This is a genomic window from uncultured Slackia sp. (assembly GCF_934630525.1).
GTDB lineage: Bacteria > Actinomycetota > Coriobacteriia > Coriobacteriales > Eggerthellaceae > Slackia.
Genome location: NZ_CAKTVX010000003.1, coordinates 199,097 through 216,924 on the forward strand (window position 1 = coordinate 199,097; position 17,828 = coordinate 216,924).

16 protein-coding genes are annotated in these 17,828 nt (G+C 60.8%); 1 reads left to right on the forward strand and 15 read right to left on the reverse strand.

The window, feature by feature from the left end; genetic code table 11:
- Window positions 1-34 precede the first annotated feature (34 nt).
- From hydF to ifcE, 5 genes are all read right to left on the reverse strand, one after another.
- Entirely contained in the window at window positions 35-1,294 is a 1,260-nt protein-coding gene (gene hydF / locus Q0D41_RS04135) for a [FeFe] hydrogenase H-cluster maturation GTPase HydF (protein WP_294375614.1), read from the reverse strand.
- A 73-nt stretch (window positions 1,295-1,367) separates the two neighbouring features.
- Window positions 1,368-2,819: a [FeFe] hydrogenase H-cluster radical SAM maturase HydG gene (hydG, locus tag Q0D41_RS04140; RefSeq protein ID WP_294375616.1), complete on the reverse strand. Its 1,452-nt coding sequence runs from the start codon at window positions 2,817-2,819 to the stop codon at window positions 1,368-1,370.
- A 24-nt stretch (window positions 2,820-2,843) separates the two neighbouring features.
- Entirely contained in the window at window positions 2,844-3,926 is a 1,083-nt protein-coding gene (gene hydE, locus Q0D41_RS04145) for a [FeFe] hydrogenase H-cluster radical SAM maturase HydE (RefSeq protein ID WP_294375619.1), read from the reverse strand.
- Window position 3,927: 1 nt separating this feature from the next.
- Complete coding sequence (locus tag Q0D41_RS04150) at window positions 3,928-5,646, reverse strand: [FeFe] hydrogenase, group A (protein ID WP_294375623.1); 1,719 nt, start codon at window positions 5,644-5,646, stop codon at window positions 3,928-3,930.
- Window positions 5,639-7,477 (reverse strand): putative FAD-dependent oxidoreductase IfcE, encoded by a 1,839-nt coding sequence (gene ifcE / locus Q0D41_RS04155; protein ID WP_294375625.1) that lies wholly within the window; start codon window positions 7,475-7,477, stop codon window positions 5,639-5,641. The genes Q0D41_RS04150 and ifcE overlap by 8 nt, the downstream gene beginning before the upstream one ends.
- 370 nt (window positions 7,478-7,847) lie before the next feature.
- On the opposite strand from ifcE, the gene Q0D41_RS04160 reads away from it, so the two are divergent.
- Window positions 7,848-7,967, forward strand: a complete 120-nt coding sequence (locus Q0D41_RS04160) for an SDR family oxidoreductase (RefSeq protein ID WP_294375628.1) — start codon at window positions 7,848-7,850, stop codon at window positions 7,965-7,967.
- A gap of 174 nt (window positions 7,968-8,141) precedes the next feature.
- Here Q0D41_RS04160 and dzr read toward each other — a convergent pair whose 3' ends face one another.
- The 10 genes from dzr to Q0D41_RS04210 all read right to left on the reverse strand — a co-directional run bounded on the left by dzr (window position 8,142) and on the right by Q0D41_RS04210 (window position 17,694).
- Window positions 8,142-10,076, reverse strand: a complete 1,935-nt coding sequence (dzr, locus tag Q0D41_RS04165; RefSeq protein WP_294375631.1) for a daidzein reductase — start codon at window positions 10,074-10,076, stop codon at window positions 8,142-8,144.
- A gap of 84 nt (window positions 10,077-10,160) precedes the next feature.
- Window positions 10,161-10,646, reverse strand: a complete 486-nt coding sequence (locus Q0D41_RS04170) for a hypothetical protein (protein WP_294375634.1) — start codon at window positions 10,644-10,646, stop codon at window positions 10,161-10,163.
- A 141-nt stretch (window positions 10,647-10,787) separates the two neighbouring features.
- Window positions 10,788-11,648 (reverse strand): dihydrodaidzein reductase, encoded by an 861-nt coding sequence (ddr, locus tag Q0D41_RS04175; protein WP_294375638.1) that lies wholly within the window; start codon window positions 11,646-11,648, stop codon window positions 10,788-10,790.
- Window positions 11,649-11,783: 135 nt separating this feature from the next.
- Window positions 11,784-13,244, reverse strand: coding sequence for a tetrahydrodaidzein reductase (gene tdr / locus Q0D41_RS04180; protein ID WP_294375640.1), 1,461 nt, complete (start codon window positions 13,242-13,244; stop codon window positions 11,784-11,786).
- A gap of 75 nt (window positions 13,245-13,319) precedes the next feature.
- On the reverse strand, window positions 13,320-14,228 hold the full coding sequence (gene ifcC / locus Q0D41_RS04185) for a putative electron transfer flavoprotein alpha subunit IfcC (RefSeq protein ID WP_294375642.1): 909 nt from the start codon (window positions 14,226-14,228) through the stop codon (window positions 13,320-13,322).
- The gene (gene ifcB, locus Q0D41_RS04190; protein ID WP_294375644.1) at window positions 14,228-14,950 is read right to left on the reverse strand and encodes a putative electron transfer flavoprotein beta subunit IfcB; all 723 of its coding nucleotides are present in this window, start codon (window positions 14,948-14,950) and stop codon (window positions 14,228-14,230) included. The genes ifcC and ifcB overlap by 1 nt, the downstream gene beginning before the upstream one ends.
- An 18-nt stretch (window positions 14,951-14,968) precedes the next feature.
- Window positions 14,969-15,442 carry a dihydrodaizein racemase (ifcA) gene (gene ddrc, locus Q0D41_RS04195; protein WP_294375647.1) on the reverse strand — a complete coding sequence of 158 codons (474 nt, stop codon included), beginning with the start codon at window positions 15,440-15,442 and terminating at the stop codon, window positions 14,969-14,971.
- Window positions 15,443-15,798: 356 nt separating this feature from the next.
- Complete coding sequence (locus Q0D41_RS04200) at window positions 15,799-16,566, reverse strand: response regulator transcription factor (RefSeq protein WP_294375650.1); 768 nt, start codon at window positions 16,564-16,566, stop codon at window positions 15,799-15,801.
- Window positions 16,567-16,819: 253 nt separating this feature from the next.
- Window positions 16,820-17,023, reverse strand: a complete 204-nt coding sequence (locus tag Q0D41_RS04205) for a cold-shock protein (protein ID WP_114615674.1) — start codon at window positions 17,021-17,023, stop codon at window positions 16,820-16,822.
- Window positions 17,024-17,277: 254 nt separating this feature from the next.
- The gene (locus Q0D41_RS04210) at window positions 17,278-17,694 is read right to left on the reverse strand and encodes a hypothetical protein (RefSeq protein ID WP_294375659.1); all 417 of its coding nucleotides are present in this window, start codon (window positions 17,692-17,694) and stop codon (window positions 17,278-17,280) included.
- Between the last annotated feature and the right edge of the window lie 134 nt (window positions 17,695-17,828).

A 17,828-nucleotide genomic window follows, 5' to 3' on the forward strand; every position in this document is an offset into this window, starting at 1 on the left:
AACAGGTCGGAGGACGAACCGGCGGCGATGTCTGTTAAATCCCGAAGCCGCGCAAAGGCTGCAGGCTGCGCTCGAGGATGCCGTGCATGCAGGCGATTGCCACGCCGTAGTTCACCATGGGCGTGCCGCTTGCCGCGGCCGCCGATTGGCGCCGCTGCATTTCTTTTCCGTTGAGCACGCAGGCGCCGCAATGCACCACCACATCGTAGCCGCTCACGTCTTCGGGGAAATCGTTGCCCTGGGTGAATTCGAACGACGGGCTTGCGCCGCAATGCTGGCGAATCCACGCGGGCATTTTCACGGTGCCGATGTCTTCGCACTGCCTATGGTGCGTGCACCCCTCGGAGATAAGCACGCGACTTTCATCGGTCAGGGCGCCTAGCGCCGACGCGCCTTCGATGAGCGTCCTCAAATTGCCCTTGTAGCGCGCCATGAGAATGGAAAACGACGTGAGCGGGCACGCTTCCGGAACAATGCGCGATACCTTTCCGAACACTTGGGAATCGGTTATCACGAGACGCACGTCGCCCACCGACGCGAGCACACCGTCGAGTTCCTCGGGCTGGCACACCACGGCGCTCGCATGGGCATCGAGCACGTCGCGCAGCACGAGTTGCTGCGGCAAAATGATGCGCCCCTTCGGCGCCGACGAATCGATGGGCACCACGAGCACGACCCTGTCGCCCGGCGCGAGCAAATCGGCCACCACGCGGCGCTCGCTCACAGCCGCGCTTCCCAAGCGGGCGATGGCCTCTTTCAGCTCGCGCACGCCCTGCCCCGTGCGAGCGCTCACGAGCAGCTCAACGCAAGGCGCGAAGGCGGCAGGGTCGGCATTGCGCGGCGAGGCGCCGTCCTGCCCGCCATCCACCGCGCATCCACAGCCAGCGGGCGCATCCCCAAGCAGGTCGAGCTTGTTGCGCGCGATCACGCACGGAAGGCCGCGCTCGGCGAACAGCGCCGCAAGCTCTCGCTCGGCTTCCACCGGCTCGCGCGTGGCATCGGTCACCAGCACCGCCACATCGCATGTGCGCAGCACCTCGCGCGCACGGGAAACGCGGCGCTCGCCCAAATCGCCCTCGTCATCGATGCCGGGGGTATCAATAACGTCGACGGGCCCCAAAGGCAGAAGCTCCATGGCCTTTTTCACTGGATCGGTCGTGGTACCAGCCACATCGCTTGCGAGCGCGACCTGCTGGCCGCACACGGCATTCACCAAGCTCGACTTGCCCGCATTGCGCACGCCAAAAAAGCCAATGCGCACGCGCTCGCCCGAAGGCGTCTCGTTCAAACCCATACCAGCACCATTCCTTTCGCCACGCCGCTGCCACCTGCGCTTTTCAAGCTATTGCGACGCCCCACGACCTGCTTTAGAACCTTTGGTCGCGCTTGCCTTCGTGCACGATCGCATAGATCGCCTCCACGCACTGGTGTCGGCGATTGTCGTCTTTAATCTTGTACATCTCGCGCTCGAGCAATTCGAAGCCCTTCTGGAACGTCTCGGGCGTCGCGTAGTCGACCAAGTACTCCGCCAGCGTGATGAGCGCATTGGGATGGCAATAATTCAGAATCTGCCCGTTCTTGCAGAAGCTCATGAACCTATCGCCCGTGCGCCCCGCGCGGTAGCACGCCGTGCAGAAGCTCGGCACATGCTGCTGGTCGATGAGCCACGAGATCACCTCGTCGAGCGTGCGCTGGTCGCTCACGTCGAACTGCTCGGTATCGTGCGGGCGCGCGGTTTCCGTATAACCGCCCACGCTCGTGCGGCTGCCGCCCGAAATTTGGCTGATGCCGTATTGCAGCGCATGCTCGCGCACCGTTTGCCCCTCGCGCGTGGAAATGATCATGCCCGTATACGGCACGGTAATGCGAATGAGCGCGATGATCTTCTCGAACATCTCGTCGGGAATGCCGTTGTCGAACACGTCGGGGTCGATATCCATGGCGGGCTTCACGCGCGGCACGCTAATGGTATGCGGTCCCACGCCGTGCACGGCCTCCAAATGCTCGGCGTGCATGATGAGCCCCGCGAATTCGTAGCGATAGCTTTCCAGGCCGAACAGCACGCCCAGGCCCACATCGTCAATGCCGCCTTCCATGGCGCGATCCATGGCCTCGGTATGCCAGTTGTAGTCGCTCTTCGGCCCCGTGGGGTGCAGCTTCTTGTAGCCTTCCTTGTTGTACGTTTCCTGGAACAGGATATACGTGCCAATTTCGGCTTCCTTGAGCATGCGGTATTCCTCCACCGTGGTGGCGGCGATGTTCACGTTCACACGGCGGATGGCGCCGTTTTTGTGCTTGATGGAATAGATGGTGTTCATCGATTCCAGAATGTACTCGATGGGGTTGTGCTTCGGGTCTTCGCCGGCCTCGATCGCCAGGCGCTTGTGGCCCATGTCCTGCAGCGCGATGACCTCGGCGCGAATCTCGTCCTGGGTGAGCTTGCGGCGCGGAATCTCGCGATTCTTGGCGTGATAAGGGCAATACAGGCACCCGTTCACGCAGTAATTCGACAAATACAGCGGGGCAAACAGCACGATGCGATTGCCGTAATATGCCTGCTTGATATCGTGCGCAAGCTTTTTAATGGCATCGTTGACACCCTTGTTTTCGCAGGCCAGAAGCACGCTCGCCTCTCGGTGCGTAATCATGGCGCCGTGCTCGTTCGCGGGGTGCAAATGCGGCTTGCACTTCTCGAGAATGTCGTAGCACAGCTGCAGGTCGTTCTTATGCGCATCGGCGTAGGCCAGCGTTTCCTGGATTTCCTCGTCGTTAATGAATTCGTCGGCGCACAACGATTTCGGATTGTACGAATATCCCATGAGACACTTCCTTCATAAAACACATTAGATGCAGGCGGAAGGCAACGGCGCCATATCGCCGCGGTCGACCACCAATCGGTACCCGACGGAAAGCATGCGCGCGCCCAGACATCCGCGGCATTCCGCGGCCTCTTCGCCCGTGCATATCTTGTTGTCGTACAGGTCGTAGTCTTTGCGGTGGGCCACCGGCGAGAGGTTCGGCATCACCACGTTCGCCCCCGCAAGAATGCCCTGTTCCCGCCCATCAGGCGCAATAGTGCCAAGAGCCGTGGTCGCAGGCAAAAGCACATTGGGCTTAATGAGCCTGATGATCGAGAGCAGGTAGCACGTAAGCTCCACCGTGCCCGCCCCGTACGCCGCAAACGGCGTTGCGTGATGCGGCACGAACGGGCCGATGCCGCACATTTCGGGCTGGAATCGCTCGATGAACCGCAAATCGCGCGCCAAGTCGGCCGCGGTTTGGAACGGCGCGCCCACCATGAAGCCCACGCCCACCGCGTAACCGATCTCGCGCAAGTCGGAAAGGCGGCGCATGCGAGCGTCGAACGACATGTCGGCGGGGTGCCAGCGCGCGTACAGCTCGCGGCTCGCCGTTTCATGGCGCAGCAAATAGCGCTCGGCGCCCGCAGAGAACAAGCGCTCGTAACTTTTGCGGCTGCGCTCCCCGAACGAAAGGGTTACCGCGCAATCGGGGTGAGCCTCGCGAATGCGCGACACCACGCCGCACAGCACATCGTCGGAAAAGAACGCGTCTTCCCCGCCCTGCAAAACGAACGTGCGAAAGCCCAGTTCATAGCCAGTATTCGCACATTCGACGATTTCGTCGGGCGAAAGCCGGTAGCGGCGCGCGCTCCCATTCGACCGGCGAATGCCGCAGTACAGGCAATCGTTCTTGCAGCAGCTCGACACCTCAATAAGGCCGCGGGTGAACACGGCGTCGCCATACACGGCCTTGCGCGCCGCAACCGCACGACGCGCAAGACCAGCGGCCATCGCGGGCGTGCGCCGCGCGATGAGCCGCTCGTATTCCTCAAACGTGAGAGCATGATTGTTCGACAGCTTGTCCGCCAGCCGCTCAAACGAAGTCATGTCGCACGTCGTTGGCATGTTAGATGTCCCATTCCGCCTGATTGGTATGTAAAAGCTCCTCGGCCTTCTCGGAGAGGGGCTCGCCGAGCAAGCGGTCGTAGAGCGCCTTGATGTCGGGGTTCTCATGCGAGAAGCGCAGCGTATCGGCGCCGTCGAGCGCATTGAGCACCGAGGCGCGCTCGCGCGCGAGCTCCTGGTTGAAGGCGATGGGCTGGCCGCCGCCGCCCACGCAGCCGCCCGGGCACGCCATGATCTCGACGAAATCGTATCTCGCCGCGCCGGCCTCGAGTGCATCGAGCAGCGCAGCCGTATTCGAAAGGCCGCTCGCAATGGCGATACGAAGCTGCATTCCGGCGATATCGAGCGTTTTATCGACCCAGGGTCGCTCGGGAGTTGCCGCGGTCGTGTCGCAGGTGCTGAAATCAGGCTTCTCGCCGGTGAGGAAGAACGCCGCGGAACGCAGCGCCGCTTCCATCACGCCGCCCGTGCGGCCGAAAATAGTACCCGCACCTGTGGACAATCCCAGCGGATCGTCGAAGTCGCCTTCGGGCAAATCGGCGCAATTCACGTTGAACATGCGTAGCATGCGGTCAAACTCGCGCGTGGTGAGCACCGCGTCGACATCTTTGCCCGCCTCGGTCGAAAGCTGCGGCACGCTCGCCTCGTATTTTTTGGCAATACAAGGCATAACCGACACGACGAACACGCGTTTATCCTGTTTATCAGCCGATTGCGACATAAGCGCCTTCGCCGTGGCGCCCAGCATCTCGTGCGGGGACTTGCTCGTGGAAAGCTGACCGACGAACTGGGGGTAGTGCTGCTTGGCGAAGCGCACCCAACCCGGGCAGCAGCTCGTGAACATCGGGCGCGGCTTTTCGGCCTTCACCCATTCGATGAACTCGTTGGCTTCTTCCATGATGGTGAGGTCGGCCGCGAAATCGGTGTCGTAGACGTAATTGAAGCCGAGCGCGCGCAGCGCGGAAACCATGCGCCCCTGCGTCGCCTCTTCACGAGGCACACCCACGCCCTCGCCCCACGCCGAACGAATAGCGGGCGCAACCTGGACCACGGTTATTACCTGGGGGTCGGCCAAAGCCGCAAGCACCTTGGACGTGTCGTCGCACGCAGTAAGGGCGCCCGTGGGGCAATGCGTGACGCACTGGCCGCACAGCGCGCAGTTCGCGCTGGCAATGTCGGCGCCGCCGGCGACGCGCACGCCGCGATGCGCAGCGGGACCAGATACCTCCCACACGGCGCATTGCTGCACCTTCGCGCATTCGGCAACGCAACGCATGCAGCGAATGCACTTGGTGGCGTCGCGCTGTAGCGGGAACGTTTCGTCCCACGCCTCGAACTCGTAGTCGGGGTCGCGTCCCAAATCGGCCGCGTTGCAGCCGTTCGCCACGGCCTGCAGCGCGCAGGTGCCGCTGCGCTTGCACGTGGTGCATTCGCTGCGGTGGGTCGCCAAAATGGTCTCCACATTCGCGCGGCGCGCTGCAATCACGCGCGGCGTGTTCGTGCGCACTGCCATGCCGTCGAAGACGGGCGTGTTGCATGCGGCGGCCAAGGCGTCTTCGCCTTCAACCTCCACCACGCATACGCGGCACGAGCCGATTTCGTTGATTTCCTTCATGAAGCACAGCGTGGGAATGTCCACGCCGGCGAGTTTCGCCGCATCGAGGATGGTCGAGCCCTCGGGCGCCTGGACGGTGATTCCGTCGATGGTAACCTTACACATACTGGACCCTTCCCTCGTCGAGAACTCCGCAGCCGTAATGGTCGCAACGCAAGCAGCGACGCGCTTCCTGGAACGCCTCTTCGGCGGTCATTTCCACCTCAACGGCGTTGAAGTCGCCCTTGCGCTCGCGCGCGGGGCGCTCCACGATATTCACGCGGCCACAGGCATCGCGCCAGTTCGCAGCCGCAGACGGAACCTCCACGCCGCAGTCGAGCTCGTGGTCGAAGCCGAGGAAATCGTCGATGTTGCGCGCGGCGACCTTGCCGGCGCCAATGGCGATGATCACGGTTTTCGGGCCAACCTGGCAGTCGCCGCCCACGAACACGTTGTCAAGCTCGCCGACCGACTTCAGGCCTTCGTCGGCCTCGAAGTAGGTGCGATCGGCCTGCATGCCCGCCTCTTCAAACGGCGCGCTTTCGATATCTTGGCCCACGGCGATGAGCACCACATCGGCGTCGATGCGCGCAAGCGACTTGTCGGCCTTCTGCGGCGCGGGGCGGCCGCGCTTCACCGGGCCGATGAACTGCGGCTGGGTGTACAGCGCCGCCACGTGCCCGTCCTCGACCTCGATATGGTCGGGCGCTTGAAGCGTCATCATCTCGACGCCTTCCTGCATGGCGGAATCGATTTCGGCACGAAGGGCCGTCATGTCTTCAAGGCGACGACGGTAAGCCACCGTCACGCTCGCCGCGCCGGCACGCACGCTCGTGCGCGCGCAGTCCATAGCGACGTTGCCGCCGCCGATGACCACGACGTTCCTGCCCGTGAAGTCAGGGTATTCGCCATCGCCGATCTTGGTGAGCAGCTCCACGGCGCTCATCACGCCCTGCGCGGCGGCGCCTTCGAGCTTGAGCGTTTTGCCGCCCTGCGCGCCAATGGCGACATAGACCGCGTCGTATTCATCCGAAAGGCGCTTCATGCCCTCGGCGTCGATGCGCGATTCATAATGCACGGAAATGTTGCCCGCCCCCACGATGGCGCGCACGTCTTCGTCGAGGCGCTCGCGCGGGAAACGATAGGCGGGAATGCCATAGCGCATCATGCCGCCGAGCTGCTTGCGCATCTCGAACACGTGCACTTCATGCCCCATGAGCGCGCAGAAATACGCGCAGGTCAGACCGCTCGGGCCGCCGCCCACGACGGCGACCTTCTTGCCCGTCGCGGCAGCAGGCGCGGGCGTTGCGACTTTGTCGGCGGCGAGTTGGTCGACCGCGAACTTCTTAATGCCACGAATGTTCACCGGCGCATCGATGAGCGTGCGGCGGCAGCGGTTCTCGCAGGGGTGCTCGCACACGTACGCGCACGCCGTGGGGAACGGGTTGTCTTTGCGAATCATGCCAATAGCGCCCGCATAATCGCCCGCGCCCGCAAGCGCGACGTACGCCGGCACGTCCACATGCGCCGGGCACAGCGTTTCGCACGGCACCGTTTGGGCGACGCCTTCGCGGCATTGCCCCTGATTCACATGGCTTTCGAACTCGGCCTTGAACGCATCGAGGCCGCGCAGCAGCACTTCGGCCGCATGCCAGCCGATAGCGCAATCGGCCGTGTCGCGCACGACGTTCGCCTGCGCGCGGACCTCGTCGAGCGCGCCGGGCTCGGCCCGAAACGCGAGCACTTCCTCGAGCAGCTCCTCGATGCGGCCGATCCCCTCGCGGCACGGCACGCACTTGCCGCACGTTTGGCAGCCGCCCGCGCGCAGCAGGTCGAGCTGGAACGCCACCGCGCACATGCCTGGAGGCGTCGCCTCGACGCGCCGCCCGTACTCTTCGAGAAACGCGCCGAACTTGCCGTCGTCTTTGGCGCGCGGCACTACGGACAATTTCGCCATATATCCCCCTTTGATATGTGGGTTGACCCATAGCCGTGCGGCAACCCCACCAAGAGCTCGCCACCCCGCAAGCCCTCGCATTGCCGCCAGGCTATGCTCTCAAGCACTGAAAGTGTACCGTGGAAAAGCTGGCTCTCCCACGTTCGTATAGGCTAATTAGCTCATCCGATAGGGTATTTGTGCGGTAGAAATTTACCCACACGGAGCCCCGCAAACAAGCGGCCCCTGGCCACAACAACAGCACCAATATCGCCAAAATACCCAACGGCTTTCGAAAGCGTCTCCGCGATTGTCAACTCCTCGGCGGAATCGCCAATCGGTCTCGTCATTGATTTTCAGCGTCGACGCAACACCGTGAGCAGCCGTCCCCATGGCCCGCACTGCCGACCCGACGGAAATCGCCAACGGCATCCTGTTCCTGGCAAGCGATATGGCGTCATACTGCACGGGCGAATTCCTCGCCCTCGACGGAGGCCAGCAAATCGCCTAGAACGCAAACCCGTTTGTCTTCCCTTCCTTCCTGGAGCAGGCACCCTTTTTCTCCCTCCCTTCGCCTGCTCCGTGGAGCACAAAAAAGAAGCCGCCCATGATGGGCGGCTTCTTTTTGCGAGAGGAATCGTGCCGCGAGGCGTAAGCCCGCGCGGCACATAGGAGAGGCGTTCTTCTACACCATGCGCGCTACAGCGTAGCCAGCATGGGTCGCGTCGGGAATTTCGGCGACCTTCTTGCAGTCGCCTGCCATATACACGGCCATGTCGCTGATTTCCTCGAGCTTCTCAGCAAATCCAGGACGATTAAGGAAGCCGGCGGAAATAACCACGTTGTCGCAGGGAAGCTCGACAGTTTCGCCATACTGGTCGATGGCGATGGCCGAAGTGTCGGTCACGCTGTCGAGACGATAGCCCGTCATGAGCTTCACGCCATGCTGCTGAAGGCGAATGGTGTATTCGATATCCATCTGGCAACCGGCAGGGTTCAGGAACTTCGTGCCACGCTTCACGATGGTCACATCCATGCCCTTTTCGGCCAAATCAAGCGCGATTTCGGCCGTGGTGGTAGCGCCGCCCACCACAACAGCGGTTTTGCCTTCGACCTTCTTCGATCCGTAGAGGAAATCGATGCCCTCGGTCACGATGGGCTTGTCGATACCCGGCACGTGCAGCTTGCGCGGCTCGCCGCCAATGGCCACGATGCAGGCGTCGAAGCCACCCGCCGCAATGTCCTCGGGCGTGACTTCCTGCTTGCGAACCTCTATGTTGTGCTTTTTGAGCTGAGTGCGATGGTATTCGATGAAGCGGTTGATGTCCGACTTATACCACGCGGCGCCAGCTTCGATCATCGTGCCGCCGATTTCGCGCTTCTCGAACACCACCACATTGTGACCGCGCTTCTTCAGCGTGAGCGCAGCCTCGCAACCCGCAGGGCCCGCGCCCACAACGGCGACGTTCTTCGGCGTTTCGGCCTTGGGGTAGAGCTCCTCGTAATAATGGAACAGCGTGGGATTGGTCGCGCACGAAATGGGATGATGCCCCAAAATGCCACGGTCGGTGCAGCCGATCTGACAACGGATGCAGGGACGAATATCTTCCTCGTGGCCGGTACGAGCCTTCTCGACCCATGCCTGGTCGGCCAGGCACTGGCGCGCGGTGCCCACGAAGTCGACCTTGCCATCGGCGAGAATCTTCTCGGCGGCCTCGGGCGACTGAATGGCGCCGGTCACCATAACGGGAATATGCACCTGCTCCTTCACCTTGGCGGCCATGTCGGCGCAATACGACCACGGATAGAAGCTCGTGGAGAAGTTCGCCGTCACATGCGTCGCGGTAACGAGGTTCAAAAGCGCCACGCCTTCGCGCTCGAGCACCTTGCAGGTGTCGATGCACTCGTCCAGGCGAATGCCGTCGGGCTCGCAGTCGTCCATGTCGAGCTTCACGCTCACCGGATAATCGGGGCCGACATAGCGTTTGATGGTGCGAATGACTTCAACCAAGAAGCGCTGGCGGTTGAACAGCGAGCCGCCGTAGATGTCGTTTCGCTGGTTGTCGTGCGGCGAGAGGAAGTTGCACGGCAAGCAGCCGCATGCACCATGGACTTCCACCAAATCGAAGCCAGCCTGCTTCACGCGAAGCGCGGCTTTGCCGTATTGATCTTCGACCTGGTAAATCTCGTCAATGGTCAAAGGACGCGGAATGGCAGCGCCGGCATTGATCATGATTTCAGGCAGCACCGCCGAAGGCGCGACGGCGTCGTCGCCGCCGGCAAAGCCCATGTCGCGGCCGGGATGCGCGAGCTGCATGCCCGCGATGGCGCCGTGGTCGTGCATCGCCTCGGCGAGCATGGAAAGCCCCGGAATGTAGGTGTCGTCATAGGCGGCAAGGCCCATGTGATAGCCTTTCATAATAAGGCAGTTGTCCAAAAACACGATGCCCGGGCCGCCCTCGGCAGCTTCAGCCGCATGCTTCAGATTGCGGTCGGACAAATCGCAGGTCTTGCCGATATTAAGGTACGTGCCCATGGAATTGCGAATCACGCGATTCTTCACCGTGAGCTTACCGACCTTGCCTTTGGAAAACAGGTTAGGATATTTAGGATGCTGCATAGCGAACCCCCTTGTTCATTTCGGTAATCGAGCGCCTTATCGCATGAAGCGGAAGCGCTCTGTAACATCTGTGCTACGGTTTTGCTACTCGGCCTTTTTCGGGTCGAACCCCGAAAGAGCAGCAGACAGGGCCATGAAGGGCTTGATAATGACAAACACGGCAACAACAGCGCATATCTCGACAAACAACGCCCACGTCGCAAATCCGCCGATAAAAGCGCCAAAGCCCTGGGGCAGATTATTGATGAGCATATTTCCAAGCAGAATCAGCATGCCGAAATACGTGCCCAACACCACGGCCTGAATAAGCCACGTCGCGAATCCCTTCGCCTTTACGGAAGCGGCCAGCTTAAGCGCCCAACCCATAGGATCACCCAAATTACCGACCGTATAACCAATAACAAAGCTAGAAACCCACGAAGCAATAACGGCTTCAGAGGTGATGATGTTCATACCGAGCTGCATGCAAACAGCAACATTGATGGCAAGCGTGATAATGAGACCCATCGCCACATTCATCCAAATGTTCATCCACTCGCCAAAGCCCTGAGGACCTTTAAACTTGCTCATTTCTCCTCCAATGCGTTGGTCGATTCCCGCTTCCGAGAAATCCCCTTGCAACCAAACAAATTAAGAAGCTTTCGAAACGACACATCGAAAAACGACGCGTCACGCAAAATAGCCGGACATCAATAGCTTGCAGGCGTGAACCTACTCGATTTCGCCCTGCATGCCGCCCGTCACAGCGCCAGCGCAGCCGCCGTCGACGGCAATGTTGGTCGCGGTGATCTGGCGAGATTCGTCAGAAGCCAGGAACAAGTAGGTGTAGGCGATGTCCATGGGGTCGATGGCGCGCTGAGTGGTTTGCGCAGCGATGAGGCCCGTCGCCATTTCCTTCGGGATGTTGGCCATAGCCTCGGTCCACACCAGGCCCGGGGTCACCGAGTTGCAGCGAATGCCGAAGGGGCCGCCTTCAGCGGCGAGCTGGCGAGCCATGGCGATGCAGGCGCCCTTAGCGGCAGCATGGCATGCCTGGGGCGAGTTGGAACCCTGCAGGCCGCAGGTGGAAGCGGTGATGATGATGGAAGCGCCGTGCTCGGCCTTCTGCAGGTACGGCCATGCGCAGTTGCACACGTTGTAGACCAGGTTGAGCTCGTTTTCGATGCCATAGTTCCAAATCTTGGGAGTCATCTCGCCGAAGGGAGCCATGCCAGGGTGCGACGCGTTGTTGATGACGACGTCGATGCCGCCCATACGCTCGGCGCACTCGGCGACCCACTTCTTCACGGCTTCGTAATCGGACAGGTCGCAGTCATCGCCGTAAGCCTGGTAGCCCTTAGCGCGAAGCTCTTCGGCATACGCCGCGGCAACGCCCTTGGAACGGCCGGAGCCGCATACGATGGCGCCCTGGGCGCACAGAAGCTCTTGCGCCACATGGCCCACGCCCTTCGTGGTGCCCGTGAGCAGGATTTTCTTGCCCTTCAAGCGCTGGCCGACCGACTCTTCGGGAGAGATCCACTTGCCGAATTCGGGAGCACCGGAAATCTTCGGAGCCTTAACCTCTTGTGCCATGAGTTTCCCCTTTCATTGGCCCGCGCGCCCCACGCGCACGGGAAGCCATATTCTCAGGCGCATATATGCGCCCTGAGGTCCTTGTGAGAATGAGTGAGGCACCGCGGCCGCATGCCGTACAGCCGCGGTGAACAATTACATGTTTGCGATCGCGTGGCGCGCAGCGATACGGCCCGAAGTATGGGCGAAGCCGTTCGCGCAGCCAGGAATTTCCATGTTGTAGGAATCGCCGTACAGGCCCGTGGCATCCAGGCCGACCGCATACAGGCCCGGAATCGCGTCTCCGTCGGAGGTGATGACCTGCATATTGCCGTTGACCTTAATGCCACCGGCGGAACCCATGGTGCCCGTTGCCAAAGGAATGCCATAGAACGGCGGCTCGGCCAGCGCGCGCAGATACTGCGGTTTCTTGAAGAACGCCTCATCGACGCCCTTCTCACACGCCTCGTTATAGGCGGTCATGGTTTCGACGAACGCATCGGTGGGCACGCCCATCTGCTCGGCGAGTTCTTCGAAGGTATCGGCCTTCTTCACCAGGCCCGATTCCAAATGCGCCTCAAGCTCGGGCAGAAGGCCCGTCATGGGCTTGTGGTACACCACGAACTCACCGATGGCGATTTCGGAGCCCTCGCTCACCAGGCGGTCAACGTCTACCTGGGAGAGGATGGACCACACAATGCCGCCGGGCTGCTTGCCGTAATACGTTCCGATATCGCCGAGGTTTTCGGCAACCGACTCGGCCGCGAAGCGATGGCCGGTTTTATTGATCCACACGCCTGGGTTCACGCCTGCGCCGCCGACCTGGGAATCCATGGTCATGTCACGGCCGCCTGCGGCGAGCAGCGGGCAGGTGGTAATGGTGTTGGGGTCGGCGCCCGCAGAAAGCGCGAGGTCGAGGCCGTCGCCCACGTTCTGCAGCGGGGTGAGCACGTTCATGTTGTACGCCGCCGGCGCGAACCAGCTGTACTTGAAAATGCGATCGGGGCTCGAGCCCATGCCGCCCGTCGCCAGAATCACTGCCTTGCCGCCAATGCGAAGCGGCTCGCCTTCCGATTCGGCCACAACGCCCACGACGCGGCCGTCTTCGATGATGAGCTCTTTGGCCGGGGTCTCGGTGAAGATGTCCACATCGAGCTTCTGAATGGCGTCGAGCAGAACCTCCTGGCAATGCGCGCCCAAGCCATCGGGCAAATGGAACGTCCAAACCTCATTGGGGTCGTCTTCCGCCGCGATGTCGCAAGTCTTATACACAACGCCCAGGTCGCGATAGATGTCGATGGTCTCGGCGGAGTTCTCCACGAACGCGCGGGCAACTTCGTAGTTCGCGCGCTGGTGGCTGTAGCCCATGATTTTATCGAGGCCCTCTTGCTTGGTGGGGAAATGGTATTTGCTCAGGCGGGGTGTTCCCAGCTCTTTCTGCACGCTCGATTCAAATGCAGCCGTGCCCTCGGCGAACACCGAGAGGCCGCCGGTTTCGGGCATCTTCTCGATAACGACGACATTCTTGCCCGCACGCGCGGCAATAAGCGCTGCCGATTTGCCCGACGCGCCGCCGCCGACGACGACGAGATCGTATTCAACGTCGAATTCTGCCATTGTTTCCTCCTTGGTATGCCTAAATCGCGCCGCTGAGGGACGCAGCCCGCACGGCTGCGCCCGCCGCAGCTGCAATTACTTCAGGGCTTGAATAAATGCAGGGAGAATCTTTTCAACATCGCCAACGATGCCGTAGGTGCACTCGCGGAAAATCGGGGCTTCGGGGTCATTGTTCACAGCCGCAATGACCTTCGATGCGCGCACGCCCGTCATATGCTGGGGCGCGCCCGAGGAACCGAAGCTCAGATACAAGCGAGGCGAGATTTTCTGGGTAGAGGTGCCCACCACGCGATTGTGCTCGAACCAGTGGTAGTTGTCGCACAAAGGAAGCGTGCAAGCGACTTCGGCGCCCATGATGCCCGCAAGCTCGTCGATGAGCGCGAGGTTTTCCTTCGGGCCAATGCCCAAACCAACGCCGACCACGCGTTCTGCTTGCTGCAGGCCCGCGCCACCTTCGCCTTCGGCATTGGTGGAAAGCACCTTCATGCGAGCATCCTCATCGAATGCGCCCTCAGACACGACAACCGGCTCGGAGGCTTCCGCCTCATCAACGCCATCGGCGATCGTGCATACCACGCTGCCGGGCGCCGCAAGCACGTCAACCGCTTCGCTGTCGGCAACCAAGCGCTCGACAGTCGCAGCCTCGCCGTCAACCTTCACGGCAATGACCTTGCCCGTAACAGCCGCTCCCAAGGCGACCGCAACAGGCCCGAGCAGAGCGCGAGACGTCGCCGAATCGGAAGAGACAACCGCGACGGGTTTTTCCTGCTCGGCGCGTTTGGCAATGGTGCCCGCCATGGCCTCGGGAAGCGCCTTGTCGGCATCGTACCAGGTCACGCTTTCAACACCGAAGCCAGCAACACGATTCGCAAGCTCCGAAGAGCCGAAAACGAGCGCTTTGGCGGGAGTGCCCGAGCGCAGTGCCACGCCCGCCACTGCAGCAGCCGACATTTCGTCGGTGATAATTGCCCATACGTTGCTCATTACAGCACCCCCTCTGCCTTCAAGGCCGCCACGAGCTGCTCGACAGCTGCCTCGGGGTTCGTTCCGTCGAAAATGCGCGCAGGAGCGCTTTCGGGAGCATGCGTGCCCTGAGAATCCATATGCGCAAAGCCTTCTGCGCTGCCAGCGATTTTCTCAACCGGGAGCTTGCGGGCTGCAAGCGTCGCGCGCATGCCCGGCTTGCTCTCCTCTTCACGGCGAGCTGCCACAGCGATAACCGCAGGAGAATCAACCTGCACGTCTTGCGTGCCCGCGCCAAAACGACGGGTCACGACCAGCGCGTCGCCTTCGCGGCGGGCGCCATCGGCGGCAAGAACGCACGGCCATCCGAGCATGCTCGCAAGCAGGCTCGGCACCATCGGCTCCCAGGCGCTATCGCCGATAACAACCGCGTCCACGCCTTCCTGCGCACGAACCGCAGCAGCCAAAGCGCCTGCGAGTTCGACGGGCTGCGCCAGCGCGTCGACGCCCTCGATGGCGATGGTGCTCTTTGCACCACGAGCGGCCGCGAAAGCGGTATCGCCGCCTACCATCGTCATGCCCACGACTTCGCCTTCTCCGGCAATGTCGAGCGCAACCTTCACGACTTCATGATCGTCGTCGCCGGCGACGGGCTTATTGGCGGACCACTTCACGTTGCCGTCAACACCAACCCTCTCGTCATGCGGGTCCATCGCCCACTTGAAAATCGCAATCGTTGTCATGTGTCCCCAACCGTTCCTCTACTCAGCGTCTACGTCGCAAACGTCTTTCCAGTCGGCGCCCATGTCCAAGGCAACCTGGATAGCCGCGCCATTGGCATCGGGGAACTCATTCACGGCAATCTCGAGGCCGTGAGTTTCGGGGCAGGGAGCGAAAATCATCTCGTGGAACTTGCCGTGCCAGAACTCGGAAATCGGCTTGAGTCCCTTTGCGGCAAACGCGGCGCGAGCCTCCTCGAAGTCATCAACGCGCACGGCAATGCCGCTCACGCCCTCGCCCTCGGTCTGCAGGCGCTGGTACGCGCCAATGGCGTCGTGGTCGTGCATGGGAGCCATAACCTCGATGCCGCCAGTCTTGGGCAGAGCAACGCGCAAGCCCATGTGCTCATCGTCATACGGCCCATAGAAAGTCACGCCCAGAAGGGCATGCAGGTCGGCGACGGCCTTATCGGCGTCTGCCGCGCGCAGGGCAATACGATTCAGTTGAGCTTTCATAACGAATCCCCTTTCGTTTGAGGCGCGCGCCGCGTTATGGAGTGCCAATGCTGCAGACTCGCCCTTGAGCAGCATGACTGGCAACGAAATCGACGCGCTTTGACACCGCTATTGTTGCTGGGCTAACGCGTTCTGTGGGGATAATGAGGAGTAGCCATTGGCTCGTAAAAATAAGCATTTCGAACCTGGCGAATATACGACTGGCATCTTGAAAGAATAAAAAATGGATCCCGCACAAAGCGGAATCCATAAGGTTAGTCTATGAAATTAAAGCATCGCTGGACAGAATCTACCGTCCAGAAAATGCCACGCGAACTTGCATATGCGCAGGTATCGCACGCGTTGGACCGAACGCTCTACAAGCCGCGTTTTGCCGAAAGCACCGCCGCCTGCACGCGATTGCTTACATGAAGCTTCTGGATAATGCTGCCGATGCATTTCTTCACCGTTGGCTCGCTTAAAAAGAGGCGCGCGCTAATTTCCGCGTTCGAAAGCCCCTCTTCAAGCGCCGCCAACACCGTGCGCTCGCGCTCATCGAGAGAATCGAAGCGTTCGCTTGCCACGGAAACAGCCGCCTTGCCAGCCATATCATTCATAAGAGCGCCTTGAAGAACCGTGCCAAGCGACCCGGAAAAGGCGATATCGCCGCAGGCCAAAGCCCAAAACAGCGAACGAAGCCTATCGGCCGTCATTTCGTCCCGCGACCCAAAACCGCTTGCGCCGGCGCGCAGCGCATCGAGCACGAAGCCACTCTCGCCCATCGACGCCACGACCATGATGCGAATGTTGGGATCTTCGGCAAGAATGTCGCGAATAGTATCGGCGCTGCCTGAACCGTGGAACGTGGCGCCCATCATAACAACGGCGGGCTTTTTCTCGCGGCATTGCGCGCGCACGCCTTCGAGCGTCGTTGCTTTGCCCACCAGGTCGAATTCATCCCATTCATGCACAAGCGCAGCGATGCCTTCGACAAAAATGCTGTCATCATCAGCGACAACGGCCCTCAGCGGCTCGGCGCCAACGCTTGGGTCGTCCCGCAGCGCCATATGAATATCGTAGAGTTCTCTCGACGAAGCATCCAAATAATCGTTCCCCTTCGTGCCATCGTTTTTGAAGTCAGCCACAACGCACCGCCCCTTGTCCCATTTGAACACTTTTGCATCGTACTGTCTAATTATACGTCCTGTTCTGATGCCACTTTTTAATCATTCGGATATTAGATTTTATCCGAGTGATTCCCGCCAAGCGCACCTGCTCAATGCTACGAGCATTTAACAGGCGCATCCAAGCATGCCCCACAACGCAAGGAGGCCGCCCCGCGGGACGGCCTCCTTCGATTCGTGGTTCTGTTAGAGCGAGCGCTTGGTACTTTGCGCTTTAGAGCTTATGAACGTCGCTGGCCTGCAGCTTGCCGTTCTGGCCCGTGGTAACCTCGAAAGACACGCGCTGGCCTTCGTCGAGGGTCTTATAACCGTCCATCTTGATCTCGGAGAAGTGGACGAAGAGATCTTCGCCATCGGCCTGGGAAATAAATCCGTAGCCCTTCTCGGGGTTGAACCATTTGACAGTTCCTTCAGCCATTTTCGGCCTCTTTCTCTCCCCGACTTACCGGGGAAGTAATCTGCCCAGATCGCTCTGGGTCCACCAAAACCTGCCCCACCGTTCACGATGGAACAAAACGCTTCCATCGTCCACGACGGCACGGGTGCCATTCGGTCTTACTTCGGCGATTGTTATCATTTTAGTGAGATTGCGCGGCATTTCTTTATGAATTTTGAAAACTTTCAATTCGCCCGCGAACTGTTGACGTGCGGTTAAAAACGCGCGAACGAAAACTACTCCTCGCCCGTGATGCCGTCGGCTTCGAGCATCTCGTCGAAATCGTCCATCACGGGAATCTCGCCCGCAGCAGGTGCGTCGATGCCGTATGCCGCGGCCAGCGCACAAGCCTGGTCGAATCGCAGCTGGGCCGCCTGCTGTTTGCCGGCTTGCTCAAGGTAATACGATTCGAGAGCCATGCCGCGCACCAAATACTCGACCACATGCGGGTCGGTTCCCGAAACGCTCAGAATGCCCGCGAAGCTTTCGGGCGCCAACCCCAGCACCACGTTCGCGTCCATTTCGAGCGCATTCGCGATAGCGTCTTCCACCGATTCGGCTTTCGCATCGGGATCGTCGTCTTTCTCGACCGTGCGACGCATCGCCTCGACGAATTGCCAAATTAGGCGCATCAAATAATCTTGCTGAAACATATTTGTTTCTCCGTTCTGCCGAACGGAGAAACCGCTCGACGCTGCGCGCGAGCTGCGCGGTCGCCTTCGCTCGCAATCGTCGCTCGCGTACCGAAGTACGCTTCGCTCCTCTTTTGGGCGAATTCGCTCCGCGA

Excerpts from the sequence above, each read along its gene's own strand:
- Q0D41_RS04210 (WP_294375659.1), bottom strand. The coding sequence starts at position 17,694 with ATGTTTCAGCAAGATTATTTGATGCGCCTAATTTGGCAATTCGTCGAG.
- Q0D41_RS04150 (WP_294375623.1), bottom strand. The coding sequence starts at position 5,646 with ATGTGTAAGGTTACCATCGACGGAATCACCGTCCAGGCGCCCGAGGGC.
- tdr (WP_294375640.1), bottom strand. The coding sequence starts at position 13,244 with ATGGCAGAATTCGACGTTGAATACGATCTCGTCGTCGTCGGCGGCGGC.
- ifcB (WP_294375644.1), bottom strand. The coding sequence starts at position 14,950 with ATGACAACGATTGCGATTTTCAAGTGGGCGATGGACCCGCATGACGAG.
- Q0D41_RS04170 (WP_294375634.1), bottom strand. The coding sequence starts at position 10,646 with ATGAGCAAGTTTAAAGGTCCTCAGGGCTTTGGCGAGTGGATGAACATT.
- hydE (WP_294375619.1), bottom strand. The coding sequence starts at position 3,926 with ATGCCAACGACGTGCGACATGACTTCGTTTGAGCGGCTGGCGGACAAG.
- Q0D41_RS04205 (WP_114615674.1), bottom strand. The coding sequence starts at position 17,023 with ATGGCTGAAGGAACTGTCAAATGGTTCAACCCCGAGAAGGGCTACGGA.
- ddrc (WP_294375647.1), bottom strand. The coding sequence starts at position 15,442 with ATGAAAGCTCAACTGAATCGTATTGCCCTGCGCGCGGCAGACGCCGAT.
- hydF (WP_294375614.1), bottom strand. The coding sequence starts at position 1,294 with ATGGGTTTGAACGAGACGCCTTCGGGCGAGCGCGTGCGCATTGGCTTT.
- ifcE (WP_294375625.1), bottom strand. The coding sequence starts at position 7,477 with ATGGCGAAATTGTCCGTAGTGCCGCGCGCCAAAGACGACGGCAAGTTC.
- Q0D41_RS04160 (WP_294375628.1), top strand. The coding sequence starts at position 7,848 with ATGGCCCGCACTGCCGACCCGACGGAAATCGCCAACGGCATCCTGTTC.
- ddr (WP_294375638.1), bottom strand. The coding sequence starts at position 11,648 with ATGGCACAAGAGGTTAAGGCTCCGAAGATTTCCGGTGCTCCCGAATTC.
- ifcC (WP_294375642.1), bottom strand. The coding sequence starts at position 14,228 with ATGAGCAACGTATGGGCAATTATCACCGACGAAATGTCGGCTGCTGCA.
- dzr (WP_294375631.1), bottom strand. The coding sequence starts at position 10,076 with ATGCAGCATCCTAAATATCCTAACCTGTTTTCCAAAGGCAAGGTCGGT.
- hydG (WP_294375616.1), bottom strand. The coding sequence starts at position 2,819 with ATGGGATATTCGTACAATCCGAAATCGTTGTGCGCCGACGAATTCATT.